The 25241-nt window shown below is 60.8% G+C and carries 23 protein-coding genes; 15 read left to right on the forward strand and 8 right to left on the reverse strand.

What is annotated here, in order from left to right; translation table 11 throughout:
- Positions 1 to 14: 14 nt before the first annotated feature.
- Genes NKI67_RS14825 through NKI67_RS14835 form a run of 3 tightly spaced genes read right to left on the reverse strand, consistent with a single transcriptional unit; the run spans position 15 to position 3364 of the window.
- The gene (locus NKI67_RS14825) at positions 15 to 1376 is read right to left on the reverse strand and encodes a mandelate racemase/muconate lactonizing enzyme family protein (RefSeq protein WP_352645703.1); all 1362 of its coding nucleotides are present in this window, start codon (positions 1374 to 1376) and stop codon (positions 15 to 17) included.
- Between the two features lie 56 nt (positions 1377 to 1432).
- Positions 1433 to 2599, reverse strand: a complete 1167-nt coding sequence (locus NKI67_RS14830) for a mandelate racemase/muconate lactonizing enzyme family protein (protein ID WP_352645705.1) — start codon at positions 2597 to 2599, stop codon at positions 1433 to 1435.
- A 54-nt stretch (positions 2600 to 2653) separates the two neighbouring features.
- The gene (locus NKI67_RS14835; RefSeq protein ID WP_023679253.1) at positions 2654 to 3364 is read right to left on the reverse strand and encodes a GntR family transcriptional regulator; all 711 of its coding nucleotides are present in this window, start codon (positions 3362 to 3364) and stop codon (positions 2654 to 2656) included.
- 208 nt (positions 3365 to 3572) lie between these two features.
- On the opposite strand from NKI67_RS14835, the gene NKI67_RS14840 reads away from it, so the two are divergent.
- From NKI67_RS14840 to NKI67_RS14865, 6 genes are all read left to right on the forward strand, one after another.
- Entirely contained in the window at positions 3573 to 5051 is a 1479-nt protein-coding gene (locus tag NKI67_RS14840) for an ABC transporter substrate-binding protein (RefSeq protein WP_352645707.1), read from the forward strand.
- 76 nt (positions 5052 to 5127) lie between these two features.
- Positions 5128 to 6087, forward strand: coding sequence for a carbohydrate ABC transporter permease (locus tag NKI67_RS14845; RefSeq protein WP_352645709.1), 960 nt, complete (start codon positions 5128 to 5130; stop codon positions 6085 to 6087).
- Positions 6084 to 6974: a carbohydrate ABC transporter permease gene (locus NKI67_RS14850; protein WP_023679256.1), complete on the forward strand. Its 891-nt coding sequence runs from the start codon at positions 6084 to 6086 to the stop codon at positions 6972 to 6974. Before NKI67_RS14845 ends, NKI67_RS14850 begins: the two co-directional genes overlap by 4 nt.
- Positions 6975 to 6984: 10 nt before the next feature.
- Positions 6985 to 8082 (forward strand): ABC transporter ATP-binding protein, encoded by a 1098-nt coding sequence (locus NKI67_RS14855; RefSeq protein ID WP_023679257.1) that lies wholly within the window; start codon positions 6985 to 6987, stop codon positions 8080 to 8082.
- 33 nt (positions 8083 to 8115) lie between these two features.
- A complete protein-coding gene (locus NKI67_RS14860; RefSeq protein ID WP_352645711.1) occupies positions 8116 to 9279 on the forward strand; it encodes a mandelate racemase/muconate lactonizing enzyme family protein in 1164 nt (387 codons plus the stop codon).
- Between the two features lie 22 nt (positions 9280 to 9301).
- Positions 9302 to 10051 (forward strand): ribonuclease activity regulator RraA, encoded by a 750-nt coding sequence (locus tag NKI67_RS14865; RefSeq protein ID WP_352645713.1) that lies wholly within the window; start codon positions 9302 to 9304, stop codon positions 10049 to 10051.
- On the opposite strand, the gene NKI67_RS14870 is transcribed toward NKI67_RS14865, so the two are convergent.
- From NKI67_RS14870 to NKI67_RS14880, 3 genes are read right to left on the reverse strand one after another with little or no spacing between them, the layout of a single operon-like run.
- A complete protein-coding gene (locus tag NKI67_RS14870; RefSeq protein WP_352645715.1) occupies positions 10052 to 10873 on the reverse strand; it encodes an alpha/beta hydrolase in 822 nt (273 codons plus the stop codon).
- Between the two features lie 8 nt (positions 10874 to 10881).
- Positions 10882 to 12369 (reverse strand): NAD-dependent succinate-semialdehyde dehydrogenase, encoded by a 1488-nt coding sequence (locus NKI67_RS14875; RefSeq protein ID WP_352645717.1) that lies wholly within the window; start codon positions 12367 to 12369, stop codon positions 10882 to 10884.
- A gap of 18 nt (positions 12370 to 12387) precedes the next feature.
- Positions 12388 to 13614 (reverse strand): iron-containing alcohol dehydrogenase, encoded by a 1227-nt coding sequence (locus tag NKI67_RS14880; RefSeq protein ID WP_352645719.1) that lies wholly within the window; start codon positions 13612 to 13614, stop codon positions 12388 to 12390.
- A 323-nt stretch (positions 13615 to 13937) separates the two neighbouring features.
- On the opposite strand from NKI67_RS14880, the gene NKI67_RS14885 reads away from it, so the two are divergent.
- The 4 genes from NKI67_RS14885 (at position 13938) to NKI67_RS14900 (ending at position 16388) form a co-directional block, all read left to right on the forward strand.
- Entirely contained in the window at positions 13938 to 14639 is a 702-nt protein-coding gene (locus NKI67_RS14885; RefSeq protein WP_023679264.1) for a GntR family transcriptional regulator, read from the forward strand.
- Positions 14640 to 14790: 151 nt separating this feature from the next.
- Positions 14791 to 15384 carry a DJ-1/PfpI family protein gene (locus tag NKI67_RS14890; protein WP_023679265.1) on the forward strand — a complete coding sequence of 198 codons (594 nt, stop codon included), beginning with the start codon at positions 14791 to 14793 and terminating at the stop codon, positions 15382 to 15384.
- Positions 15385 to 15726: 342 nt separating this feature from the next.
- Positions 15727 to 15954 carry a hypothetical protein gene (locus NKI67_RS14895; RefSeq protein ID WP_023679266.1) on the forward strand — a complete coding sequence of 76 codons (228 nt, stop codon included), beginning with the start codon at positions 15727 to 15729 and terminating at the stop codon, positions 15952 to 15954.
- The gene (locus NKI67_RS14900; protein WP_352645722.1) at positions 15951 to 16388 is read left to right on the forward strand and encodes a TA system VapC family ribonuclease toxin; all 438 of its coding nucleotides are present in this window, start codon (positions 15951 to 15953) and stop codon (positions 16386 to 16388) included. Before NKI67_RS14895 ends, NKI67_RS14900 begins: the two co-directional genes overlap by 4 nt.
- A gap of 684 nt (positions 16389 to 17072) precedes the next feature.
- Here NKI67_RS14900 and NKI67_RS14905 read toward each other — a convergent pair.
- Positions 17073 to 18200 (reverse strand): NAD(P)/FAD-dependent oxidoreductase, encoded by a 1128-nt coding sequence (locus tag NKI67_RS14905; protein ID WP_352645724.1) that lies wholly within the window; start codon positions 18198 to 18200, stop codon positions 17073 to 17075.
- Between the two features lie 64 nt (positions 18201 to 18264).
- A complete protein-coding gene (locus tag NKI67_RS14910) occupies positions 18265 to 19266 on the reverse strand; it encodes an SIS domain-containing protein (protein WP_023679269.1) in 1002 nt (333 codons plus the stop codon).
- A gap of 102 nt (positions 19267 to 19368) precedes the next feature.
- Between NKI67_RS14910 and NKI67_RS14915 the strand changes: the two genes are divergently transcribed.
- The 5 genes from NKI67_RS14915 (at position 19369) to NKI67_RS14935 (ending at position 25232) form a co-directional block, all read left to right on the forward strand.
- Positions 19369 to 20235, forward strand: a complete 867-nt coding sequence (locus NKI67_RS14915) for a PfkB family carbohydrate kinase (protein ID WP_352637499.1) — start codon at positions 19369 to 19371, stop codon at positions 20233 to 20235.
- A 163-nt stretch (positions 20236 to 20398) separates the two neighbouring features.
- Positions 20399 to 21235: an ABC transporter substrate-binding protein gene (locus NKI67_RS14920; RefSeq protein ID WP_023679271.1), complete on the forward strand. Its 837-nt coding sequence runs from the start codon at positions 20399 to 20401 to the stop codon at positions 21233 to 21235.
- A gap of 76 nt (positions 21236 to 21311) precedes the next feature.
- Positions 21312 to 22841, forward strand: coding sequence for an amino acid ABC transporter permease/ATP-binding protein (locus tag NKI67_RS14925; protein ID WP_352645727.1), 1530 nt, complete (start codon positions 21312 to 21314; stop codon positions 22839 to 22841).
- A gap of 78 nt (positions 22842 to 22919) precedes the next feature.
- Complete coding sequence (locus tag NKI67_RS14930; RefSeq protein WP_352645729.1) at positions 22920 to 24041, forward strand: LacI family DNA-binding transcriptional regulator; 1122 nt, start codon at positions 22920 to 22922, stop codon at positions 24039 to 24041.
- Positions 24042 to 24374: 333 nt separating this feature from the next.
- Complete coding sequence (locus NKI67_RS14935) at positions 24375 to 25232, forward strand: protein-L-isoaspartate O-methyltransferase family protein (protein WP_352645731.1); 858 nt, start codon at positions 24375 to 24377, stop codon at positions 25230 to 25232.
- Positions 25233 to 25241: the final 9 nt, after the last annotated feature.

Here is a 25241-nt window from a genome sequence, read left to right on the forward strand (position 1 = left end):
CGGTTCTTTTCGCCTCAGCTCCAGATACGGTCCCAGGAATACTCGTTGTCCCAGTGATCCGTGGGCTGCCAGATGCCGGTGACACCCGGCTGCAGATGCTGCGAGATCACCTCGTCGACGACGTCGTCAATCCCCAGGCCAGGTTTGTCCGGAACAGTGATAAAGCCGTCCTTCACGAGCGGCTTGGGAACGCCGGTGACGATATCGTCCCACCAGTCGACATCGGCAGAGTGGTATTCGAGCGCCATGAAGTTTTCAGTCGCGGTCGCGACATGTGCCGCGGCCATTGCGGCGATTGGACTTTCGGCCATATGGATGGCCATTGCGACGCCGTGGTCCTGGGCCATGTCGCCGATCTTCTTGGTCTCGAGGATGCCCCCGCTGGTGAGCAGGTCCGGGTGGATAATGGAGAGGCCGCCGCTCTTGAGCAGAGGCTCGAAGCCTTCCTTTAGGTAGATGTCCTCGCCGGTGCAGATCGGCACCGTAGTGGCGGCCTGCAGTTGCCGGAACTGCTCGGTGTACTGCCATGGGATCACATCCTCGAGCCAGGCCGGCACGTATTTTTCAATCCGCCTGGCGAGCCGAATGCCGTTCTGCAGCGAGATGTGGCCGACATGGTCAATGGCGAGCGGAATATCCATGCCGATAACATCGCGAACCTCGGCAATGTACTGTTCAAGCAGGTCGAGGCCCTTGTCGGAAAAGTGGAGGCCGGTAAACGGATGGGGGACGTTATGCAAATCGTAAGCGGCATTGCGGGCGCGCCGCTCCTCCATGGTCTTGACCGGGCCGCGGCCGGGATGGATGCGGTACCCTTCAAGTGAACCGGCAGGGGAGACGACCGCACCGGGTACATCCGCGATCTGCATCAGCCCCAGATCCATCTTGAGGAAGGTGAAGCCGAGCGCCATGCGCTGCTTGAGGCGCTTGCCGGTCTCGGTGCCGCTCGGCACGGTAGCGTCGGTGTCGCAATAGACGCGCACCTTCTCCCGAAACCGGCCGCCGAGCATCTGGTAGATGGGAACGCCATAGGCCTTGCCGGCGAGATCCCACAACGCGATCTCGACCGCCGAGACGCCGCCGCCTTGCCGGCCGTGGCCACCGAACTGCTTGATCCGGCGAAACAGGCGGTCGATGTCGCAAGGGTTCTCGCCAAGCAGCCGGCTCTTCAGCATCAGCGCGTAGGTGGCACTGGCGCCGTCGCGCACCTCGCCAAGCCCGACGATGCCCTGGTTGGTGTAAATCTTGAGCAGGGTTGAGGTGAACGGCGCGCCGACGATTTCGGCTACCCGCATGTCGGTGATGCGAAGCTGGGATGGCTTGGAGTTCGCGTTCACCCGATTGAGCGCTTCGTCGGCGCCACCTGTCTTTGCCATGACTTATCCTCGTTTTCGGCTTGTCGTCACGCACCCTGGGCCGGCACAGCGTGTTGCTAGCCCAACTCAATCTCGTGGGCCTGCAGGTAGTCGCGGTCCATCTCAATACCGAGACCAGGCTTCGACGACAGCTTGAGGCTGCCGTTCGAAATGTCGAGTGGTCTGTCGATCAGGTGATCGTATTTGCCCAGGTTCCACTCCGATGTTTCAAGTTTGTAGAAGTTGGGAACGGTCATCATCACCTGCGCTCCCGCAACCACGTTGATCGGTCCCGCGGCGTCATGTGGCGAGACCGGCACGTAGTAGGCTTCGCATAGCGCAGCAATCTTCTTGAGTTCGGTAATGCCGCCGGTCCAGGTAACGTCGGGCATGATGTAATCAGCGAGCCTGTTCTCGAGTACCGGCACGAAATCCCACTTCGTGTGGCCGCGCTCGCCCCACGAGATGGCGGTATTGACCTTCTCACGCACCTGCTTGAGGGCGTTAAGGCTCTCGGGCGGGCAGGGCTCCTCAAACCAGTCGATCTGGCCGGCCTCCTCGAGGCTCCGACAGAGGCGAATGGCGGTGGGGACGTCGAAGCGGCCGTGCGCATCGATGAGAATGTCGACATCGGGTCCTGCCGTTTCGCGGATCAGAGCCGTGAGTTCGGCGGCTTCGCGCTCGTCCTTGCGGGTCATGCTGCCATCGAGGTAGCCGTCTCGCTGTTCGCGGGGCAGGCCATCGGCGCTGCGGCCCTGGTGGGGGTAGGGATCGAACTTGAGCGCAGTGTGTCCGGACTCGACAATGTCTAGAATTTCGCGGACCACAGCCTCCTTGCTGGTGAATTTGGCCTGGTTGGGATGGGTGTAGAGCGCGATTTCATCGCGTACCGGCCCGCCAAGCAGCTCGTAAATCGGCTTGCCGAGGACTTTGCCCCGGATGTCCCAGAGGGCAATATCGATGGCGCTCACGCATTCGACGGCGGCGCCGCGGCTTCCCATGTAGGTGAAGCTGCGGAAGATCTTGTGCCAGAGATGCTCGATACGCGCCGGATCCTCGCCTGTCACGGCGACGCCGATCTGCCGCAGGATCGTGCAGAGCGCGCGGTTGGCGAGCCTTGTCGTGGTGGTGATCTCTCCCCAGCCACTCACTCCCTCGTCGGTCGTCACTTCGACGAACAGGAACTCTCCCCAGTAAGAAGCATCGGACTTGATCAGCCACGGCCGAATGCTCGTGATTTTCATCTCAACTACCTTTGCCTGAAAATGGTCAGCTAACGATGTTCTGGACTGGACATTCTATCCGGCCCGAGCGGCGTTGCGCGCTCGCATCTGTTCGAGAATATGCCGGCCCGAACCCTCGACATGGCGGGAAACGAGTTCGGCCGCCTTGTCGGCCTCTCCCGCCTTCACAAGCGCGATGAGTTCGCGGTGCTCGCGCATGATCGCGGCACGTCGCGCCAGCGTAAAATTGAAACGACGGCTCACGGCTCGCAGCACTTCGCGATGCTTCCACCAAAGCTCGGCGGCGTGGCGGTTGTAGTGCCGCTGGTACATCACGGTGTGGAAAGCGGTATCCAGCTCACTGTGCCTGAATGTGTCGGCGAAGTTGTTCTCTTCGATCAGGCCTTGGAGACGTTCGAGTTCGGCGATGTCCTCGCCGGTAGCCATATTCACAAACCATCGTGTCAGGGCTGGCTCGATCAGAACACCGATCTCGTAGATATCCCGGACAAAATCCTGATCAATGGGTCGCACGCGCGCCCCGCGGTTGGCGACAAAGGTGACAAACCCTTCGCCGCGCAACAACTGCAGGGCCTCGCGCACAGGATTGGTCGAAGTGCCGTGACGCCGGGCGAGATCGGTGACGACAAGCCGTTCGTTGGCGGCGAGCCGTCCCTCGATGATATCTTCCCTGATCAATTCATAAAGCGAGGCGCCCTCGCTGGAGGCCCCGATGGGATCGGTCCCCACCGGTGGCATCGCTTTGAAATCGCTTATTTCGGCCAAGGCCGGCTCCCCAATTTAATACATAACTTGCCCGATATCACACACGGCTTTCGCAAACAATGTACGATTCTGCGCGTTGACAGGCAATCCATGATCTGAAAACGTACCAAGTGATCGAGAGGATACACTGAGCTGAAAGAAGCATCCTCGCGATCGAAACGAGCAAGGACCGCTTTAGGGCGGCATGGGAGAACCAGGGAGGATACCTATGACGAGAATTGCGCTCGGCAGTGCCGTCCTGCGCGGCACTGTCGCCACTGCTTTGATGGCATCCCTGACGTCTACATCGGCGCTGGGTGCACCGCCGGTCGACCTGAGCAAGTGGTCGCCGGAATATGTACGCTCGATTGCGGGCACACAGGACTTTGACACGGCGGCCGATTGCGCCAAGGTCACACCGCTCGATTACAAGGGGCGACTGACATTCTGGTATCAGGGCGTGTTCGAGGGCGACCCCGACCTCCTGCGCCAGTACTACAAGGATTTCTTCGAGACCTTCCGCAAAACCTATCCGAACATCCAGATCGAGGAACAAGCCCTCACCTATAACGACCTTCTCGACAAGTTCCGCACCGCGCTCCTGGGCAATGCCGCGCCGATGGCGGTCCGCCTGCAAATCCTGGGTGGTACCGAGTTCGCCTCAAAGGGCTATCTGCAGCCGCTCAAGCCAGAGGACGTGGGGTATTCGACCGAGGATTTCTGGCCCGGCGCCATGAAGGCAGTGACCTGGGAGGGCGTGACCTACGGCATTCCGACCAACAATGAGACGATGGCGTTCATCTGGAATGCCGACATCTTCAAGCGTGCGGGCCTCGATCCAGACAAGGCTCCGGCAACCTGGGACGACGTCGTCAAATATTCCAAGCAGATCCACGACAAGCTTGGCATTGCCGGTTACGGCCTCGTGGCTCGCAAGAATGCCGGCAATACGCCGTACCGCTTCATGCCACAGCTATGGGCCTATGGCGGCGGCGTCTTCGACGAAGCGACGCCAAACCCGACCTATGAGCAGGTCCAGCTCGATAGCCCGCAGAGCAAGGCAGCGCTGCAAGCCTCGTACGACATGTATGTTCGCGACAAGTCGGTTCCGGTTTCGGCACTCACCAACCAGCAGGCCGATAACCAGCCCCTGTTCGTCGCCGGCCAGCTCGGCATGATGATCTCGCACCCGTCCGATTACAACGTCATGCTCGACCTGCAGAAAAAGGCGACGGGCACCGACAAGGACAAGGCGCAGACGGTCATCGACAACATGCGCTACGGCCTGATCCCGACTGGTCCCGACGGCAAGCGCGCCGTCGTGTTCGGCGGCTCGAACATTCACATCCTGAAACCCGAATATGTCGAGGGCGGCAAGGTAGACGAGCCGGCTGCGAAAGCTATCATCTGCATGTGGACGAGCCCTGAATGGTCGCTGAAGATGGCCTACGCCGGATCAAACCCGGGCAACCTCAACGGCTTCAAGACCAAGTGGATGAAGGAACGTCTGGACAACATCAAGTTCCTCGACGTCACCACCTCGATGCTGCCATACGGCATCCCGTTCCCAGCTCTGCCGCAGGCCCCCGAGATCATGAACATCATCATCCCGGACATGCTGCAGAATGCCCTGACCGGAGCGATGACCGTCGACGAGGCAGCGGACGACGCGGCCAAGAAGGTAAAAGACCTGATGGGCGGACTCTAGTCCAGGCCGGACCTACGACTGACGGCTGCGCCGCTGGCGCAGCCGCCTCGTTCCGAAGAAAAAGGGCACGCCACAAGTGACGATCGTGACCGGCAAGGCCGAGGCTCGCCGAAGATTGCAATCCGGTTGGTCCGGCGCGCTGCGGAAGATCTGGGAGCATCGCGCGGACTACGCGTACGTGCTCCCAGCGATCGCCGTAATGCTCATCGTCATCGCCTATCCGATCTACTACACGGTCGAGCTGTCGTTCTTTAAGACACCGCCTGGCCTGCAACTCCGCGACAAGACCTTCATCGGCTTCGACAACTACACGACCATCCTCACCAGTCAGGTGTTCTGGAAAGTCACCTGGAACACACTGATCTGGACTCTGGGGTCAACTTTCATCTCCTTTGTCCTGGGGTTCGCCACAGCGCTGGCGCTCCACCGCGACTTCATCGGCCGTGGTGTCCTGCGCGCCCTCCTGATCATCCCTTGGGTCATCAGCGCCGTCGCCGCCTCCTACATCTGGAAGTGGATCTACCATTCGGACTTCGGGATCATCGGCGCGGTGCTGGTCGGCCTCGGATTGGCCGCCCAGCCGCCGAATTTCATCGACAATGTCAGCACGGTGCTGCCCTCCCTGATCGTCGTCAATATCTGGCGCGAGTTTCCGTTTGCCATGATCATGATGATGGCCGGCCTGCAGACAGTCCCCGACCAATTGCTGCGTGCCGCAAAAGTCGATGGTGCCAATGCATGGCAGCGCTTTTGGCACGTCACCTTCCCGCACTTGCGCAACGTCTCGGTGGTGACGATGCTGCTGCTCGCGGTGGCCAACTTCAATTCCTTCATCATCCCCTGGATCATGACCGGCGGCGGGCCGTCGAACGCATCGCATATCTGGATAACCCACATTTATGAGCTCGCCTTCGGAAGGCAGCGCTGGGGCGTGGCATCGGCCTATTCGGTGCTCCTGTTCCTCACGCTGATGACGCTGGGCTATTTCTACGTCCGTGCGTTAAGCGGCAACGAGCGGAAAGAGGGGAGCGCATGAGCACGATTGCCGAGACAGCCCCTCGAGCCCAGACCCGTCGCCGCATGCGCGTCGACGGATGGCGGTGGGCCGGGCGCATATTCCTCGTGTTCATGCTGCTCTATACCGCGTTGCCGATGATCTGGATGCTGATCACCTCGATCAAGTCCGGATTCGCGGCGACGCAATTCCCGCCGCAATGGTGGCCGGACGAACCTACCCTCGCCAGCTATCAGAAACTGCTCGATCCGCAGAACAGCGTCGGCCAGGACTTCCTCCGCTTCTTCTGGAACAGCCTTTTCGTGTCGACCGTCACGACAATCCTTTCGGTGATCGTGGCTGTCCCAGCGGCCTACGCGTTTTCGCGCTTCAGTTTCCCCGGCCGGAATTTCCTGTTCTTTGCCGTGCTGCTGCGCAATATGTTCCCGGCGGTGATCTTCCTCGTGCCACTCTTCATCCTGATGCGCGCGATCGGTCTGATAAACACGCATGGCTCACTGATACTCACCTATCTCACCTTTGGCCTGCCGCTGGCGATCTGGCTGCTCAAGGGCTTTTACGACAATATCCCGGTGCAGCTTGAGCAGGCGGCGCGCATCGATGGCGCAACACGGTTCCAGGCCTTCATCATGATCGTGATGCCGCTCTCGACGCCGGGGATCATCGCCACCGCAATCTATTCCTTCATCGGCGCGTGGAACGAGTACATCTACGCCTACACCTTCCTCTCCAAGAACGAGCAGTTGACCCTGCCGGTCGGCATCCAACGCTTCTTCTCGGAAAATACGACGGATTTTCCGGGCCTGATGGCGGCCAGCTTCATGATGAGCGTGCCCGTCGTGGTGCTGTTCCTGGTCCTGCAACGATACTTCGTACGCGCCCTTACAGAAGGCGCGGTCAAGCACTAGGGAGTTGCCGATGGCCCACGTGGTCCTCCAAGATCTCGTCAAGAGCTATGGCGGCTTCAAAGCTGTCAACCACGTCTCGTTGACGGTCAATGACGGCGAGTTCGTTGCGCTCGTCGGCCCTTCAGGCTGCGGCAAGACAACCACGCTCAATCTCGTCGCTGGGCTGACCCCGATCACATCGGGCGACATCATCATCGGCGAGCGCGTGGTCAACGACCTCGACCCCAAGGACCGGGACATCGCAATGGTGTTCCAGAACTACGCGCTCTACCCGCAGAAATCGGTCTACAAGAACCTGGCGTTCCCGCTTCAGATGCGCAAACTCCCCAGGGACGAGATCGACAAGAAGGTCAAGGAAGCGGCGCGAGTGCTCGACATGACGCACCTGCTCGAGCGCAAGCCGCGCGAACTTTCGGGCGGGCAGCAGCAGCGTGTGGCTCTTGGCCGTGCCCTCGTTCGCGACCCCGCAGTGTTCCTCATGGACGAGCCACTGTCCAACCTCGATGCCAAACTGCGCGTGCAGATGCGGTCGGAGATCAAGCGTTTCCACCAGGACCTCAAGGCGACGATCATCTATGTGACGCACGACCAGCTCGAAGCCGTGACCATGGCCGACAAGATGGCGGTGATGAATGGCGGCTACCTGCAGCAATACGATTCACCGGCGCAGGTCTTTGCCCATCCGGTGAACATGTTCGTGGCCAGCTTCATCGGCAGCCCGGCGATGAGCCTTATTCCGCTGCAGGCCTCGACGGCAAACGGCAACACGGTGTTGACCGGCGCCGAGGGCTGGCGCCTTGAGCTCTCACCGCGCAATGCCCAGAAGGTGGCGAAAGCGACGACCCGGAAAGTCGTGCTCGGCGCACGTCACTCGACGATCAAGCTCCACAAGAGTGCGGTGCCAGGCAGCGTCCCGGCCAAGGCCTATACGGTGGAGCCGACCGGAGACGTCACCTTCGTTCAGGCGTTCCTGTCCGGCGCTATCGTCAACGTCAGCGTGCCGCCGAACATTGCCGTCGCGCCCGACGAGCAGATCTGGCTCGAGTTCGACCAGGAGCGAATGCATCTGTTCGATGGCGAAACTGAAATGGCCCTCAAGGCCAACTGAGATAGGGCCGATGCGTGTGGAACGTGGGCGTGGATGACTGAGAAGCTTAAGATCACCGCGATCAAGCCCTATCCGGTTTGGGTAGGAACGCGCAACCAGATGCTCGTCAAGGTCGAGACCGACCAGGGCATCTTCGGCTGGGGCGAGAGCGGCTTGAGCGGTCGCGAGAGGGCCGTGGCCGGCGCGGTCGAGCACTATCGCGAGTTTCTCATCGGCCGCGACCCGATGCAGATCGGGCGGATCTGGCAGGAGATTTACCGCAGCCAGTACTTCGAAGGCGGGCGAGTCCTTCAGGCGGCGATTTCCGCCATCGACATCGCCCTTCACGACATCAAGGGCAAGGCGCTGGGCGTGCCGGTCTACGAGCTGCTGGGCGGCAAGCAGCGCGACCGCATTCCCACCTTTGCCTCGACCGGCGACGAGGCCGAGGGCGACGTTGCCATCGAACGGGCCCGCGAACTTCGCGCGCAGGGGTGGCAGGCGATCCGCTTCTTCCCCTTCGGGCAAAACAGCAAGGACATCTTCGAGCCGCGCGAGTCCATCGGCGCTACCGCGGGTATGCTGAACAAGGCGCGCGAGGCGCTGGGCAGCGACGTGGTCCTCGGCCTCGACTATCATCATCGGCTGTCGGTGGCAGAGGCCGCGAGCTTCTGCAACAAGCTCGGCCGCGGCGTGCTTGATTTCCTCGAGGAGCCGATCCGGGCCGAAACGCCGGAGGCCTATGAATCGTTGCGCACGATGACCGAAATCCCCTTTGCCATAGGCGAGGAATTTGCCAGCAAGTGGCAGTTCCTGCCCTACATCGAGCGCGGCATCCATCAGTTCAACCGGATCGATGTTTGCAATGTCGGCGGGCTCACCGAGGCGATGAAAATCGCTGGCTGGAGCGAGGCGCATTATGTGGACCTGATGCCGCACAATCCGCTTGGTCCAGTGTGCACGGCCGCGACCGTGCATCTCGCTGCCGCGGTACCCAACTTCGCGTGGCTCGAGACCAGGGCACCCGAAACAAAGCTGGGCTTCGACAATTCCGACTTCTTCCCCGTGCAACCACGGCTCGACGGGACCGATTACCCGGTCGGCGATCTGCCGGGACTCGGCGTCGAGGTCAACGAAGTTGCGGTCCAGGCGCAGAGTTTGCGTTTCTGGGAAGCGCCTCACCTTAAGCGCCGCGATGGTTCTGTTACGAACTGGTAGTTCCATTCAATCGGAGTCCACAATGACGCATACTTCCGACATCATGCGGCCGCCTAAAGACCTGATCGACGCGCTAAGGGAGATCGGCGCCGCGACGGTAGCCAGCACGCTTGGCCACATGGGCTTCCGCAATCCGCACATGGTTGGTCCGGTGGCGCAAAACCACGGGAAGTCGATCGTCGGGCCGGCGTTGACGCTGCAGTTCCTGCCGCAGCGGCCTGACCTCTTCACCGAAGGAGAATATGCCGATCCGGAGACGCAGCTGCACCGGCACGTGCTCTATCACGCGCAGGAGGGCGATGTGGTCGTGGTCGACGCGCGCGGCGATATGAGCTCGGGCGTCTTCGGCGATATGATGTCGACGTATTTCAAGGGCAGGGGCGGGGCGGGTATCGTCATCGATGGGTGCATGCGCGACCGGCCCAATGTCGAAAAGCTCGACCTGCCCCTATGGCTGCGCGGCTGGACGCCAAACTATCATGTGCAGACCAGCATCTATCCCAATGCCGTCAACGTTCCGATTGCCTGCGGCGGTGTCACGGTGATCCCCGGCGATATCATTGTCGCCGACGACGACGGGGTGGTGGTGCTTCCCGTCGTGATGGCCCCGAAGGTGATCGAAGAATCACAAAAGCATCATGATTGGGAGGAATTCTCACGAGTGAAGCTCATGGAGGGCGGCCCGTTGCAACGTTACTATCCGCTGCATGACGATGCCCGCGGGGAATACGAGGAGTGGCGCAAAACAAACCGCCCCGAGAACCCGAGTTAGTCAGTAGGCCTTGGCGATCAGTTCTTCCAGGCAATCGGCAGCCCCGGTCCCCGGCACGCCGAGATCTCTGACACTGTCCATGTGGTTGCGGTTCGGGAGCACATGCGACGTTACCAACGATCCCTGCCGCAGCAAGCTTGCTTTGAATCGATCGGCTTGCTGATGGAAAGGTGGCGTCTCATTGGCTCCGACCAGAACCGCCGCCTTGGTTTGAGGATCATGCCGACAGGCGAGCGGCGTGAACATGGCGACTTCCTCGTCGGTTATTCCAATCTCGTTGGCGAGAAAGGAATCCTGGAGCGGCTTCAAATCGTAGAGCCCGCTCAACAGAAGGGCTGCCCTTACATTCGAGGGGGTGTGCGCCCCATCGAACAGGAACGTTGCAAGATGGGCTCCAGCCGAATGACCACTGACGGTCAGGGCCGCCGGGCTTCCGCCATGATCGGCGATGTTGGCCAGGACCCACTGCTTGGCCCGGCGCACCTGGTCGACGATCCTCGCCATTCGGACCTTGGGCATCAGAGCATAATCAAGGATGACGGCAATGGCCCCGGCCTGGGTAATCGTCGTCGCCATATATGAATAGTCGCGCTTGGAGAACATTCTCCAGTAGCCGCCATGGACAAAGATGTGCACCGGAAGCGCCGTTCTTTTGCCCGCGGGAAAGAACAGGTCCATGGTCTCGGTCGGATCCGGTCCGTAGGCCACGTCAGCGGTCATCGCAATGGTGGCGCGGGCGACCTCGCTGCGATCAACGAAGTCCTGCACGATTTCGTCAAAATCCGCGACGTGGTCGCGGATGCGAAAGGGATCGCCTTGCATTCTTCTGCTCACATGCTGATGGCGAGGTATTTCGCCTCCATGAATTCCGCAATGCCGTGATGCTGCCCTCCCTCGCGGCCGATCCCGCTCTGCTTGACGCCGCCGAAGGGGGCTGCCGGATCGGACATCAGCCCGCGGTTGAGAGCAATCATCCCGGCCTCGATCCGGGAGGCCACCCGCATGCCGCGCGCCAGATCGCGCGTGTAGATGTAGGCAGCAAGCCCATATTCGGTGTCATTGGCGCGCGCGATGACCTCGGCATCCGTTTCGAAGCTGGAGATTGGCGCCACCGGCCCGAATATCTCCTCATGCGCCATCTTTGCGTCGCCCGGCACGTCGCGAAGCACTGTCGGAGGGTAGAAGAAACCACGTCCGGACAGGACTGAGCCGCCGCACAAGACCCGCGCGCCGCGTGTGACCGCGTCGACGACAAGGCGGTCTATCTTCTCGATCGCCTTTTTCGTGATCATAGGCCCGCATTCCGTGTCCGGGTCGGTGCCGGCGCCGACCTTGAGCGACGACATCCGCTTCTCGAGGCCCTCGCAGAAGGCTTCGTAGATGCCAGATTGGACGTAGAGGCGGTTTGCGGCCGTGCAGGCCTCGCCGGCGTTGCGCATCTTGGCCACCATTGCGCCATCGATCGCCGCTTCGAGATCGGCGTCGTCGAACACAATGAACGGTGCGTTGCCGCCGAGTTCCATGGAACACGAGACCACATGCCTGGCAGCCTCTGCCAGCAGAGCGCGGCCCACACTCGTCGAACCGGTGAAGGAGAGTTTGCGCACCCGCGGATCGGCCAGCATGGCGGCTGTCAAAGGGCCGGGACTGGAGGTTGTCAGGACGTTAACCACCCCCGGTGGAACGCCTGCGTCCTGGTAGAGCGCGGCCAGCGCGTAGGCGGTAAGCGGGGTCTCACTGGCCGGTTTCAGGATCACCGTGCATCCAGCGGCAAGTGCCGGCGCGATCTTGCGCGTCGCCATCGCGGCAGGAAAATTCCAGGGCGTGATCAGGATGCATATGCCGATCGGTTCGTAGTCGACCACAATGCGATTGGTGCCGGAAGGCGCAGTACCGAATTCACCGGTAATGCGAACGGCCTCCTCGGCATTCCAACGGAAAAATTCCGCGGCATAAGCGATCTCGCCGCGGGCATCCCGCAGGGCCTTGCCGTTTTCCAGTGCGATGAGAGTAGCCAGTGCCTCCGATCGTTCCGTCATCAGCTCAAAGCAGCGTCTGAGGATCTCGGAACGCTTTCGCGGCGACGTTGTCCGCCAGCCATGGGCTGCTTTGGCAGCGGCGTCAACGGCGGCGGCCGCGTCCTCCAAGGTCGCATCGGGTACGGCCGCGATGATGGCTTCCGTCGACGGATCAATGACCGGAATTACCCTGCCATCCGCGGACTGCCGCCATTGGCCGCCAATATACAGCCGGTGCGAGATTGTGTGGAAGTCGCTGACGCCCTGATCATCCGACAGAACCTGTGAAAACGTGTTCATCTCGATATTCCCGATTGTTTACATGACGCAGCTGGCGAGGTCGCCATCAAAGGCGGCCTGGACCAGACGTCGCATGGACCTCAAATCGAATGGCCGCGGATTGTTCTTGATGAGACGCTCGATACCGATCGCCTGTTCCGCCGTCCAATCGAGCTTGTCGGCAGGCAGCCCCAGCTCGGCCAACGTGGGGGTGATCCCGATTGCCCCAAACAGCCGACTGACCTCGCCAATGGTCGCGTCGGCCAACTCTTCGGGCGTCCGGCCTTTTGCATCGAGGCAGAGCGCGTTGGCGATCTCGGCCATCTCGGTCACTGCGGCTGTTCTGTTGTACTTCATGACGAATGGCAGCATGGTGGCGACACCCAATCCGTGAGCGGTGTGGGTTATCGCGCCAACCGGATATTGCACGGCGTGCGCTGCCGCTGTGCCGGCCGTTCCGAACGCGCAGCCGGCTGCAAGTGCACCCATCATGACGTCGGCCCGGGCGTCCTCGTCGGAGGGCCGGCGGTATGCCGTTTCAACGCTTCGGCCAAGCAGCTTGATCGCCAGCAGGGCGAAGTGATCGGTCAAGGCGGTTTTGCCGATAAAGACATGGTTCTGCGGAAGGCCGGGATCGGTTCCGCGCCTGGCGGCGGTGAAGGCCTCGATTGCATGCGTCAGCGCATCGGCGCCTGCGATCGCGGTTAATGCCGGCGGGCATGTCATCGTCAGTTCAGGATCGCAGATGGCCGCGGCCGCGATCAGATACGGGCTGGAGATGCCGACCTTCAGCGTGCGATCCGGATCGGAGATTACGGCGACCGGGGTCACTTCAGAGCCCGTGCCGGCTGTCGTCGGCACCGCGATCAGCGGCAGCGTCGGGCCGGGCACCTTGAACTCGCCGTAGTAATCCTGGAGCTGACCGCCGTGAGTGATGAGCAACGCGGCGCATTTCGCCATGTCGAGACAACTGCCGCCGCCAATGCCGATCACCACGTTGGGCGCGAACTTCCGTGCTTCCTCGACGCAGACGGCAACGGTGTCCCGAGGAACGTCGGGCAGCACACGATCATGCACCAGTACGTCTATCGAGGCGGCTCGCAGCCCCGTGACAATCTCTGCGAACGGGCCCGTTGCGGCAAAACGTTCATCGGTGCAGACGAGTGCGCGACGCCCGAGCCTCGCCGCGACAACCGGAATGACGTGGCGTTGGCCCTTCCCGAAGAGGATTTCGCGCGGCAGCCTTAGGGCAGCGAAAAGGCTCATGACCTGCATCCTGTGATGATGACTGGATTGGAATGCGAGATGGCGTTCAACTCGGCCCAAAGGCCGGGTTCGATGTAAAACCCGTCTCGCAGCGCGGTTGCGTATCGACGTGCCGAACCATCGCCCGCAACGCTGGCGGTCCGTTCAGCCGGTGAGGAAGCACGGGCTGCCAGGGCGGCACGCTGTTCCAGCAGGACCACCGCAAGCGCCATCGCTTTGTCTTGAAATGGCCTCAAATAATATCCTCTATAAAATCGTATAGGATATAGGATTGCATTGGCCGGAGCATCGTGTTAGCAACTTGATGTGTCAAGAGGCAAAAAATGCAGCCCATGAACTTACCCAGTGTAGACGAAGCGAACCCCGCCGGCGGACGTATCCAGCGCTCCAGCAGCTTGGTTGAGGACGTCTACGAAGCGATCTTTGCGCAACTCATGTCCCTGAAGATTGCGCCGGGCTCGCGCATCACCGTCGACAGCCTGGTCAAGGAATTCAACGTATCCCACACGCCGATCCGCGAGGCGCTCGGCCGGCTCGAAGGCGAAGGCCTGGTGCTGAAGACGCATCTGATCGGTTACCGCGCTGCGCCGCAGATCACGAAACGACGGTTCGATGAACTCTACGAGCTTCGCCTGCTGCTCGAGCCTCATGGTGCAGCCAAGGCAGCGGTGCTCATGGACGAGACAAAGCTCGCACAGCTTCAGAAATCGGCCGGCGTCATGGCGCGCCGTGAGGGCAAGGACGAGCGGCTGCGGTATTCCAACTTTGCCCGCCAGGATGCCATTTTCCATGACAAGGTCATGGAATTCGCCAATAACGAACTCGTGCGCGAGACGCTGGCGCACCAGCATACCCACTTCCACATATTTCGCCTGATGTTCCACTCGCGCGTCACCGAAGAGGCGCTTGACGAGCATGAGGCCATCCTGGCCGCTTTCGCTGCGGCCGATCCTGCCGCTGCCGAGCAGGCGATGCGTCGCCATATCGAGCATTCCCGCGACCGTTTGTTGCTGGCGTTCGACTGAGACTGTCCCGATGTCCCCGTACCCGCCGTTGACGGTCATCACGCCGGTCAGTGCCAACGAAGACTACTTCCCCGATTCACCCTTCTAGAAACTCAAACCTACCAGGCGAGTACAGGTCTCGCCCGGCCGTTGTCACAGGAAAGGAACGACCATGCCAGGCAAAAAGATCCTGATGCTGACTGGTGAATTCACCGAGGAATACGAAATCTTCGTCTACCAGCAGGCGATGGAAGCGGTGGGCCACACCGTTCACGTCGTGTGCCCAGACAAAAGCGCCGGAGACCTGATCAAAACATCGCTGCACGATTTCGAGGGCGATCAGACCTACACCGAAAAGCTCGGCCACTATGCGCTGATCAACAAGACCTTTTCCGACGCTGAGAAGCAGTTGGAGCAATACCACGCTGTGTACTGCGCCGGCGGCCGTGGCCCCGAATACATCCGCACCGACAAGCGCGTACAGGCGATGGTGCGCCACTTCCACGAAACCAAGAAGCCGATCTTCACGATCTGCCACGGCGTGCAGATCCTGATTGCGGTGGACGGCGTCGTGCGTGGCAAGAAGGTCGGCGCACTGGCGGCTTGCGAGCCCGAAGTGACGCTTGCGGGCGGCATCTACATCGATCTGTCTCCAACGGAGGCATATGTGGATGGCACGATGGTTTCGGCAAAGGGCTGGACGGCGCTTGCAGCGTTCATCCGCGAATGCCTGAAGGTGCTGGGAACGGAGATCCGCCACGCGTAGACCTTTGCTCCGACGCATCCAAAAGGGTGCGTCGGTCCTTGCTGCAGCCTCCGTAGCTTCTGCCGATAGTCTCCCGAGCTGATAAGCTTCCGGAAGGCACGTCCCTTAGATAGCGCGGCCATAACGGTCCCTCGGCCCTGCGCAACTTTGTCGGTAGTCAAAGGGTGAGGGAAACCAAACTCGCTTACGAGTGATCGGACAACTCGTGTGCTACCTAATCCGGACAACTCATCTGCTTACGACGCTACGAAGTCGCACCGCTGTCGGAAGTCGCACCGCTTGAGTACCCGACGTTGCTGCTCTATATGATGCGTGATGATTGATGCGCACCAGGAGGGCGACATGAGAACCACACTGGCGATCGATGACGACGTCCTGGTTGCGGCCAAGGCCATCGCCCGGCAGCAGGATCGCAGCCTCGGCGAGGTCATCACCGATCTCGCCCGGCGCTCGCTGCGCCGGCCTCAAGCCGGCGGCGAGCGCAACGGGATTCCTCTACTGTCGCCTCGGCCGGATGCACCTCCTGTCACGCTTGAGACGGTCAATGCCCTGCGAGACGAACTGCCTTGACGTTCCTGCTCGATGTCAATGTGCTGATCGCACTGATCGATCCTGGCCACGTCGCCCATGACGACGCGCATGACTGGTTCGAACAGGCCGGCAACGCCGCATGGGCTACGTGTCCCATCACCGAAAACGGCGTCCTGCGCATCGTCGGCAACCAAAGATATCCCAATTCTCCCGGCTCGCCCGCCGTCGTTGCGCAAATCGTTACCAAGTTGCGGGCTCTGCACGGGCACAGCTTCTGGCCCGACGATGTGAGCCTGGTTGGCTCGGGCGACATCGATGCAGCGAAAATCCTGACCTCGGCACAGGTCACGGATACGTATCTTCTCGCGCTCGCCAAGGCGCGTGGCGGCCAACTTGCGAGCTTTGACCGCAAGCTGTCAGTCGCGGCCGTGAGGGGCGGGAAGTCTGCACTGCACCTGATTCCCACAAGGTAGACCGGCCGGGCTCTTTTTGTCTGTTCTGCATCGCCGAACCGCGCAGGTTGAGATAGGCGTAGCCGCGCAGCACCATCAGGCCGGTGCGCTCAGGCGCAATGCGCTACCGTTCGTCCAAGGCCACGAGTGTCTCAACATGCCGCCCCTCTTGGATGGTTCGTCCTCCAGCTTCCAGTCAAGGTCGGGCTTGAATCGTTGCGCGGCTGCCTGCGACTGGTACAATGCGTCGGCTTACGAAGCGAAGCTTTTGTTTCTTGGCGACGAATGTTTGCTGGGTAATCCATTGCAAGACATCGGTGCTCAGGGGCGCTGGCGGTGTAGTCGCCAATACTTTCGAGACTGGCGCCAGACAGACGCGCCGCACGTTCGTGTCCCACCTTACAACCTCTAGGACCTCGCGACATCGAGCCTATCCGGAGTGGTTCTACCCGCTGGTCGAAGATATAGCCGTTTCTGACCTTCGGCCTGCCGCGGGACGTGTTCATCTCGATGGCTGGCGCGGCCGAGTTCACGCTCGGATTCGGGTTGGAGATGCTCCTCCGGGCACCTCAGCTTCTTGGCCTTGACCACCCTCGGTCCAACGTTGAAGCTGCAAGAGGCAGAAATTCGCTGTTTAGCGACCTTGCCAGGATTCCCCAGGCCCGCGGCCCATCTGGCCAGTTCGACCTCGGCCGCGATGCCCTGTCAGCTGAAACGGTTGGCGCGGAAGGTTGCAAGCATCGGGTGCGGATTGCCGGAGGCGATTTCTTTGGCAAGCAATTCGCCGACGATCAGTCCAAGCGTGGCGCCGCTGTGGCTAAAGGCGACGTGAAGACCGGCGACGGTCTCGACTGAGCCAAGCACCGGCTCGCCGTCGCCGGGGATAGGCTTCGGGCCGACAGCATAGGTAGCGAGTTGGAGCCGCGGATTGCCGTCGAGCACGGCACTGGCCTCGTCGAGCAGTCCTTTGATGGTCTTGTCGTGCACGGTGTAGGTGCCGTCCGGGTTGACCACGACTTCTTCCTCCGACCATGCCGAATCCAAAACAAATGCGCCATCCGGCGTCGGGCGCACCGCCACGCGCGGCGTATTCAGCACGGCACGGAGCTCGGTCTTGGTCGGCTTGGTCTTCAAAAGAAGTGAAATCGGCGTGGCGTCGGGGACATGGACGCCGATCTCCGCAAGCATGACAGGCGTCGCTGGCCCAACGGCAAGGACCATTGCATCCGCCTTTATCGGCGCACCATCGGCAGTGACGACGCCACGCGCGCGACCACTTGTGGCATCTATCCGCACGCGTCCAGCACCCTGGATAAGCTTGCCGCCGCGGGAGCGGAATTCATTGAGTAGCAGATCGATCAAAGACGGCAGGTCAACCCATCCTTCGCCAGGATTGAAGATGGCACCCTGAGGGGTAATTGCGCTCGCGTTGACGCCGGGCACCACTGCACCGACTTCGGCAGGGCCGAGCAGAAGCGCGTCATAACCAATATCCTGCTCCAGCTGGCAGACGGACCCGATCTGGTTCGTCTCATCATCCGCATCCCAGGTGAGGCCGCCGTCAAAGCGAAGCCACGACGCGGTTTCCGGCCTTGTGGCCGCCAGGGTCCGATAACGGTCGATGCCTGCAAGCCTCAAGCGGTGATAGGCAGTGTCGGCACGTCGCGCTGAGTTCAGCCAGGAAAGTGAACGGCCGGATGCACCGTTGGCCGGCGCGCCGTCATTGACAATGGTTACATCAAAGCCAAGACGAGCGAGGTGCAGCGCGCAAGAGGTGCCGAAGATGCCTGCGCCGACAACGACGACTTGGCGCGGTTTTGCAGATGCAGTCATAGAGAAATCCTTCTACGCAGAAGCCGGGCTGGGAGTTGTTGGATCGCCGCAGAGCGCGGCGGAACTAATAGTCCGTTAGCTTCTTCATGTAGCGCCGGCCATCGAGCATCGGCCGGCCACGCAGGCCGGCCAGCTCATACGCAAAACGCCATAGAGTGTCGAAGAAGACCAAGGGCACGAGATAGGGTTTGATGTCATCGGACATACCGCTGAGGTCGAGTTCCGCTCCATCTAGCACCAGGATGTTTTCCCGGCCTCCATGTTTGAAAAGGAAGTCGCGGGCGCGTTCGGATAGGCTCCGCGTTTCGTCCAAACCCAGCAAGACCACGAAGCAAGCATCCCGGTCCACCACCTCAAATGGACCGTGAAAGAACTCGTTGGCGTGTATGGCCTGCGAGTCGTACCACTGCATCTCCATCAACACGCAGATGGCGTACGAATAGGCCGCACCATAGCTGGCACCGCTGGCCAGTGTGTAGATCGCATTGCGCGGCGCGAAACGGGGGGCGAAGGCCTGAAACCGGTCGGCATAGGTCCGGTGTGCACGCTCGATCGCCGGCTGAAGGTGGCTCAGGCTCATCAGCAGATCGGCAGTTAGCCCGGCGTCCTCCCGAGCATCGATTAGGCCGGCGAGCAACATATAGAGCACGCCGTAGTTGCTGCAGGCTGAATCGATTGCTTTGCCCGTCGTGTAGGAGGCCTGGTAGGCGACGGCGTGGTCGACCGCCTGCGCGAGGGGCGATATCTGGTCGAGCGTCATGCCGATTGTCGTTGCGCCTCGATTCTTTGCATGATTGGCCGCTCGCACAGTTTCCTGGGTGGTGCCGGTCTGCGAGCAAAGGACAACGAGCGCGTCAGGTCCCAACCGTCGCGGGTCTCGGCAGACGAACTCATCCGCGTTGTAGATGTCGCAGGCGAATGTACCGCTGTGACGGTCGACCAAGTACTTGCCTGCCATCATGATCGAGAGCGAGCCGCCGCACGCCACGAGGAATAGGTGCGAAAACTGCCTGCCCGCCGTAGCGGTCAGGGCGCGTTCCACGTCGGCGGGCAGGGCGGAAATCATGAGCTTCCTCGTCTCGTTGGCAGAGCTGCGGGCCGGCGCACAATTGACAGATGGCAGCCATTGTGCGAACGTTATCACATCCTTTAAACTGAAAGTCCTGCAATGGTCAAGATTGCCGCGATAGGCGATAACGTGGTCGATTGTTATCTTGCTCGCGGCGAGATGTATCCTGGTGGAAATTGCCTCAATGTCTCGGTCTATGTCAGCCGCTTCGGCGGGCGATCGGCCTATGTCGGAGCGATCGGCAAAGACCGGGCGGGGGACCTTATCTGCACTGCACTGGCGTCGGAGCGCGTGGACATCACCCGATTACGGCGCCTCGAGGGGCCGACCGCTTACTGCCTCATAGGTCACCGCAACGCCGATCGGATTTTCCTGGACTTCGATCTCGGAGTTTCGGTGTTTACGCCGACGCAAGAAGATCTGGATTTTCTCTCGGGCTTTCAGGCCGTCCACATCGGCCAGTCCAGCGGGTTAGACCCGTGCGTTGCCGCTGTATCGAGTAAGTCCCTGCTGTCTTACGACTTTTCTACGCGGCGGGAACCGGGACATCGACGCGAGATTGGGCCCTATTGCTATCTGGCTTCCGTCTCGGGTGACGGTCTCGACGACAACGAATTGGCCGCAATCGCAGCCGAACTCCTTGGATATGGTTCAAAGTGGGTCCTTGTGACTCGTGGCCGAGCCGGCGCGGTGCTTCACGCCGACACGGTCTCTTACCGCACCCAGGCGCGGCTGGTCGAACCGGTCGACACCCTGGGCGCGGGCGACACCTTCATCGCCAGAACGCTATTCGGCCTGCTTAAGGAAGAGGCGCCTCAAGACATTCTCGGCCATGCCGCGGAGGCGGCGGCCGCTACCTGCCGGTACTACGGGGCGATTGGCCATGCGACAGCAATCGAGTTAGGAAAGATGACGCCGGAGATCCTTCGCGGAGCTCGGCACGCTCAAGACTGGAAAACCGTCTAGCAGCGAAATTCTCCGAAACAATTGACGCGAGAAATGGACAATGCTAGAGGAAATGATAACGTTCTCACCTATCTGGCCAAAACGCCACCTAAGAGCGTTTTGATGGATGAGACGTCGAGTGGGATCGCAGGGCCGAGTTCGGCCAATCGTAAGAGGAGAAGACATGCACACGAATTCGAGCAGGCGCCAACTTGTGAAATCCGGTCTGGCGCTGACGATCGCGCTGTTGACAGGACTTGGCACGTTGGCCTCGTCAACGCAGGCAAACGCGGCCGACAACCCCTACAACCTCATCGACCCGACGGTGATCAGCGTCGGAACCATGGGCGATGCGAAACCCTATGTCTTCACCGACGCCAACGGTAACTTCACTGGCTTCGACGCTGAACTCTTCCGCGATGTGGCGCGCCGGCTCGGGTTCAAGGAGGAACAGGTCGTTTTCACCGGCCAGGAATTCTCGGCGCTGCTGCCGTCGGTTGCCAACGGCCGGTTCGACGTCGCTGTCGCCGCCATCGGCACGACCGCGGAGCGCAAGAAGACCGTGGATTTTGGCGACGGCTATCTCGCCGGCTACCTGTCGATCATTTCGGCTGATCCGGCACTGACGAGCAATGAGAGCACCGCCGGAAAGCGCATCGGCGTGATCCAGGGAACGCTGCAGGAAATCTATGCCGAGAAGAATCTGAAGGGCGACATTGTCAAATTCCCCGACAACAACACTGCGGTGGCGGCGCTGAATAACGGGACGATCGACGGCCATTTCACTGACTATGAGTCGGCCAAGCAGTATGTGGAGCGCTACAAGAACCTGAAGATAACAATGAATGTGCCGTCCTTCGATGCGCCAGCCGGGTTCGTGGTCAAGAAAGGCAACGATGCCTTCCGCGAGGCGCTCAACAAGGCGCTGCGCGAGGCCATGGACGATGGCACCTGGAAACGGCTGCATGAGAAGTGGTTCCCGGGCACTCCGATGCCGGATCAATATCTGCCCAAGAAGTAAATTCGCGCGTATTCATTTTCGTTTCCGGCCGGGCCCGTGAGCAACGGTGCCCGGCCGAGTCATAGATGGACTTGATATGAGCTGGTTCGATACCTTCGCCCGCAGCTTCCTTGATTTCCAGGCGATGGCAGAAGTTCTGCCAAACATGGTGATGGTCGGCCTCAAGAACACTTTGATCCTGGCCCTTGCCTCGACGTTTTTCGGGACGCTGATCGGTATCGTCCTCGCAGTCATGGGGATTTCAGAGAACCGGCCGCTGAAACTCCTTGCGCGGGTCTACACCGATATCTTCCGCGGGCTTCCTGCTATTGTCACGATCCTGATCATTGGCCAAGGCTTCGCGCGGTTGGGCCGAGATCTGTTCGGTCCGTCGCCTTATCCGCTGGGCATTCTGGCGCTCAGCCTGATCGCCGGCGCCTATATCGGAGAGATTTTCCGCGCCGGCATCCAGAGCGTCGAGCGTGGTCAGATCGACGCCACCCGCACTCTCGGTATGACGTATGGCCAAGGCATGCGCCTGGTGGTGATCCCGCAAGGCATCCGCCGCGTCCTGCCCGCACTGGTCAACCAGTTCATTGGCAACGTCAAAGACTCCAGCCTGGTCTATTTCCTTGGTCTGCTCGCCTCCGAACGCGAACTGTTCCGCGTTGGCCAGGACCAGGCCGTGCTGACCGGCAACCTGTCGCCGCTGTTGCTGGCCGGCGTGTTCTATCTCGTGATCACGGTGCCGCTGACCCACCTCGTCAATTACATCGACGCGCGCATGCGCGTCGGCAAACGTATCACCGCTGTGCAGAGCGGCCTCAAGGAAGTCGCCGAGCTTGCCGAAGCCGGCGTGCCGGGCGCAGCGAAATTGCCCGCAGCGGCGCCCACCCGCTTCAAGGGCGGCGGCATCGAGGTCAAGAACATCGACATGGCCTACGGCGCCGTCCAGGTGCTCCATGACGTCAGTCTGAAGGTCGAGCCCGGGACCGTCACCTGCCTCGTCGGTCCGTCCGGCTCGGGCAAGTCGACCTTGCTGCGTTGCCTCAACCGCCTCGTAGAGTGTCGAGCCGGTGACATTCTGCTCGATGGCGAAAGCATCTACAAACAGACCCCTGACCAACTCCGCCGGCGCGTCGGCATGGTTTTCCAGCAGTTCAATCTGTTTCCCGACCGCAGCGCCCTCGCCAACATCACCCTGGCGCTGCGCAAAGTAAAACGCATGTCGCGCGAGGAGGCTGAGGGGGCGGCCTTAGCGAGGCTGCATGAAGTCGGACTGCTGGAGCGCAAAGACCATCGGCCGGCCAATCTCTCGGGCGGGCAACAGCAGCGGGTGGCTATCGCGCGCGCCCTGGCCCTCGAACCCGAAATCATGCTGTTCGACGAAGTCACCAGTGCCCTCGATCCGGAATTGGTCAAAGGTGTCCTGAACTTGATGGCCGATCTCGGGCGGGGCGGGATGACGATGGTGGTCGTTACGCACGAGATGAACTTCGCTCGCAAGGTCGCGAACCAGGTCGTATTCATGGACGAGGGGCGGATAGTCGAGGCAGGCCGACCAGAGGATCTATTCGACAATCCGCAAAGCCCGCGTCTTCGGCGCTTTCTGTCAGAGGTGCTGTGATTGCAATGGTGTGCGCAACGGCGGGTGTTGCGGTGTTCGGCCTTGCGGGGCGGGCTTAACTGCCGCTAGGTCGCGCGCATGGGCGGCGGGGTTTGCCGAGTGACTCAAAGATCGTCGAAAAACGCAACTATCATAGAGGTCGCTCGCCGGGCCGGGGTGAGTTCCGCCACCGCCGGGCGTGTCCTTGGTGGCTACGGCTACAGCAGCTCCGAGGTTCAGGAGAAGGTGCGCGCCGCCGCAGCTGCGCTGGGCTATCGCCCCAATCGCCTGGCCAAAGGCCTGATCACCGGTAAGACGCAGACTATCGGAGTTGTGGTTGGCGACATCGAAAGCCCATTCTACGCCAGCGTGCTGCGCGGAATAGGGGATGTCGCGCGCGGTGGCGGCTTCGGGGTTATCGTTACGAATAGTGACGAAAATGCCGACCTCGAGCGAGAGGCGGTGCAGTTGCTGCTGGAAAAGCAGGTCGATGGGTTGATCGTCTCATCGACCTTCGTGGACGAGCCGGATCATCTTCGTGAAGCAGTCGCGGCCCGCTGCCCCGTCGTGCAGTTCGACCGCATAGTGGCGGGCCTGGAAACCGATTCAGTCGTGGTCGACAACGTTTCTGTAACGCGTAACAGCATCGCGGCCATGATCGCCGCCGGACACAGCCGCATCGGAATACTGGCGGAACTCGGGCCGGGCCACCGCGATGATGTTGGCTCCTTTGTGGCGAACGTTGATCTCTCCAGCTTCGATGTTCGCTACCATCATCCAAGCTGGCAACGATTGTTGGGTTATCTCGAAGCCCATCGTGCCGCAGGTATCGACCCGGATCTGCGGTTGATCCGCCGCGTAGCGGTCTATTCTAGCGAGGCAGCTCGCAAGGAGGCGCTCGATCTGCTGACAATGCGCAATACGCCGTCCGCTCTATTTACCGCCGATGGTGTGATGTCGACAGGCGTTCTGGAGGCGACTTCCGCACTAAAGCTTGCGATTCCAGGAGACGTTTCGCTGCTTTGCTTCGACGATCTCGATTGGATGCAGTTCGTGGCCCAGGGTATCACAGCCATCGCCCAGCCGGCGCATTTGATCGGGGCGGCGGCAGCGGAGCTTCTGTTGAAGAGGTTGGCGGAGGCCACGTTACCCTTCGAGCATCGTGTCCTGGCAGCCCAGATCGTGGAACGAAATTCCATTGCCGTGCATGGCCAATCGTAGGTTGGATCATCCGAGGTCCCGCAGCAGGTGCGTCCCTGACATTTCAAGCTGTGGTTGCGTTGACCCAAAACGGTCGTGCTTCATTCTGGAAAACATCGACAAGTTAGTTTGAAATCGCTCACCTGGAACCGACGCGCCATTTTCGGTTTACACTGCGAACGCCAGCAGCCGGGCGGGTCGAGGGACGGAGAGGGCAGGGCGCTCGGCAAAGCAGCGGTCGAAGGCAAACTGACAGCGGGCATCGCCCCGCGATGTGAGGACAGCGACCCTTGCCGCCGTTCGGTTTTCTGAGAGCATCACAGAGTACGCACAATCCGGGAGCCGATATATTCCATGCCAACAAGAACCGATGTTAGTGAACCGCGCCGGTGGTTTGCCGAAGACCTGCGTGTCTCATCGCCTGTCTTGCACAACCCTGCAGTCATCGAGGCCTTCGCAAAGGTTCCGCGCGAACAGTACCTTGGCAACGGGCCTTGGCGTATCCATTCGAGATTGCAAATCGGGGCGGTCCATACCAGCCCTTCAGCCGCACTTCACGAGATTTACCACGACGTTCTGGTCTCGCTTGACGAAAAGCGCGGATTAAACAGCGGGTTGCCGTCGCTTTGGGCATTGGTTTTCGACCATCTGAACGTCGCCGCCGGCCAGACTGTCCTTCAGGTGGGTGCTGGTGTCGGCTATTTCACCGCCATCCTCGCTGAACTGACGGGTTCTGAAGGGCGCGTGATTGCATATGAGATCGACGAAGAACTGGCCCGGCGAGCGCAAAGCAATCTTGCTCATTATGCCCATGTAGAAGTGATATCCGGTGATGCAACGCAGGCAGTCGATCTGCCAAACCTCGATGTCGTGGCCGCCTTTGCCGGAGTGACGCACGTGCCGGAACGGTGGCTTTCAAATTTGTCCGACAAGGGTCGGATGGCGCTGCCGTTCACAGGTGAAGACCAACGAGGCTTCATGATGCTTCTGGAAAGGGCTGGCTGTGCGTTTCCTGTAAGATCACTTATGCCATGCGGGTTTTACCCCTGCAGCGGAGCTAGGCGCAGTGACGAAGAAAAGGCGTTGATGGCCGCTCTAAAGGCTGCGCGAGGCAAGGTCACTGGTCTCGCGCAATACCATCGAGGACGACCAGCAAATCGCCTCGAGAACGCTTGGCTAGTTGCCGACGCATATTGGATTTCGAAAGCCTAGAGATCGATG

The sequence above is a fragment of the Mesorhizobium sp. M0408 genome, assembly GCF_040321495.1.
Lineage (GTDB): Bacteria > Pseudomonadota > Alphaproteobacteria > Rhizobiales > Rhizobiaceae > Mesorhizobium.

Bases quoted from the DNA above. Each gene is read 5' to 3' on its own strand.
- NKI67_RS14825 (WP_352645703.1), bottom strand. From the start codon at position 1,376: ATGGCAAAGACAGGTGGCGCCGACGAAGCGCTCAATCGGGTGAACGCG.
- NKI67_RS14830 (WP_352645705.1), bottom strand. From the start codon at position 2,599: ATGAAAATCACGAGCATTCGGCCGTGGCTGATCAAGTCCGATGCTTCT.
- NKI67_RS14840 (WP_352645707.1), top strand. From the start codon at position 3,573: ATGACGAGAATTGCGCTCGGCAGTGCCGTCCTGCGCGGCACTGTCGCC.
- NKI67_RS14850 (WP_023679256.1), top strand. From the start codon at position 6,084: ATGAGCACGATTGCCGAGACAGCCCCTCGAGCCCAGACCCGTCGCCGC.
- NKI67_RS14855 (WP_023679257.1), top strand. From the start codon at position 6,985: ATGGCCCACGTGGTCCTCCAAGATCTCGTCAAGAGCTATGGCGGCTTC.
- NKI67_RS14860 (WP_352645711.1), top strand. From the start codon at position 8,116: ATGACTGAGAAGCTTAAGATCACCGCGATCAAGCCCTATCCGGTTTGG.
- NKI67_RS14865 (WP_352645713.1), top strand. From the start codon at position 9,302: ATGACGCATACTTCCGACATCATGCGGCCGCCTAAAGACCTGATCGAC.
- NKI67_RS14870 (WP_352645715.1), bottom strand. From the start codon at position 10,873: ATGCAAGGCGATCCCTTTCGCATCCGCGACCACGTCGCGGATTTTGAC.
- NKI67_RS14875 (WP_352645717.1), bottom strand. From the start codon at position 12,369: ATGAACACGTTTTCACAGGTTCTGTCGGATGATCAGGGCGTCAGCGAC.
- NKI67_RS14880 (WP_352645719.1), bottom strand. From the start codon at position 13,614: ATGAGCCTTTTCGCTGCCCTAAGGCTGCCGCGCGAAATCCTCTTCGGG.
- NKI67_RS14885 (WP_023679264.1), top strand. From the start codon at position 13,938: ATGCAGCCCATGAACTTACCCAGTGTAGACGAAGCGAACCCCGCCGGC.
- NKI67_RS14890 (WP_023679265.1), top strand. From the start codon at position 14,791: ATGCCAGGCAAAAAGATCCTGATGCTGACTGGTGAATTCACCGAGGAA.
- NKI67_RS14895 (WP_023679266.1), top strand. From the start codon at position 15,727: ATGAGAACCACACTGGCGATCGATGACGACGTCCTGGTTGCGGCCAAG.
- NKI67_RS14905 (WP_352645724.1), bottom strand. From the start codon at position 18,200: ATGACTGCATCTGCAAAACCGCGCCAAGTCGTCGTTGTCGGCGCAGGC.
- NKI67_RS14910 (WP_023679269.1), bottom strand. From the start codon at position 19,266: ATGATTTCCGCCCTGCCCGCCGACGTGGAACGCGCCCTGACCGCTACG.
- NKI67_RS14915 (WP_352637499.1), top strand. From the start codon at position 19,369: ATGGTCAAGATTGCCGCGATAGGCGATAACGTGGTCGATTGTTATCTT.
- NKI67_RS14920 (WP_023679271.1), top strand. From the start codon at position 20,399: ATGCACACGAATTCGAGCAGGCGCCAACTTGTGAAATCCGGTCTGGCG.
- NKI67_RS14925 (WP_352645727.1), top strand. From the start codon at position 21,312: ATGAGCTGGTTCGATACCTTCGCCCGCAGCTTCCTTGATTTCCAGGCG.
- NKI67_RS14930 (WP_352645729.1), top strand. From the start codon at position 22,920: ATGGGCGGCGGGGTTTGCCGAGTGACTCAAAGATCGTCGAAAAACGCA.
- NKI67_RS14935 (WP_352645731.1), top strand. From the start codon at position 24,375: ATGCCAACAAGAACCGATGTTAGTGAACCGCGCCGGTGGTTTGCCGAA.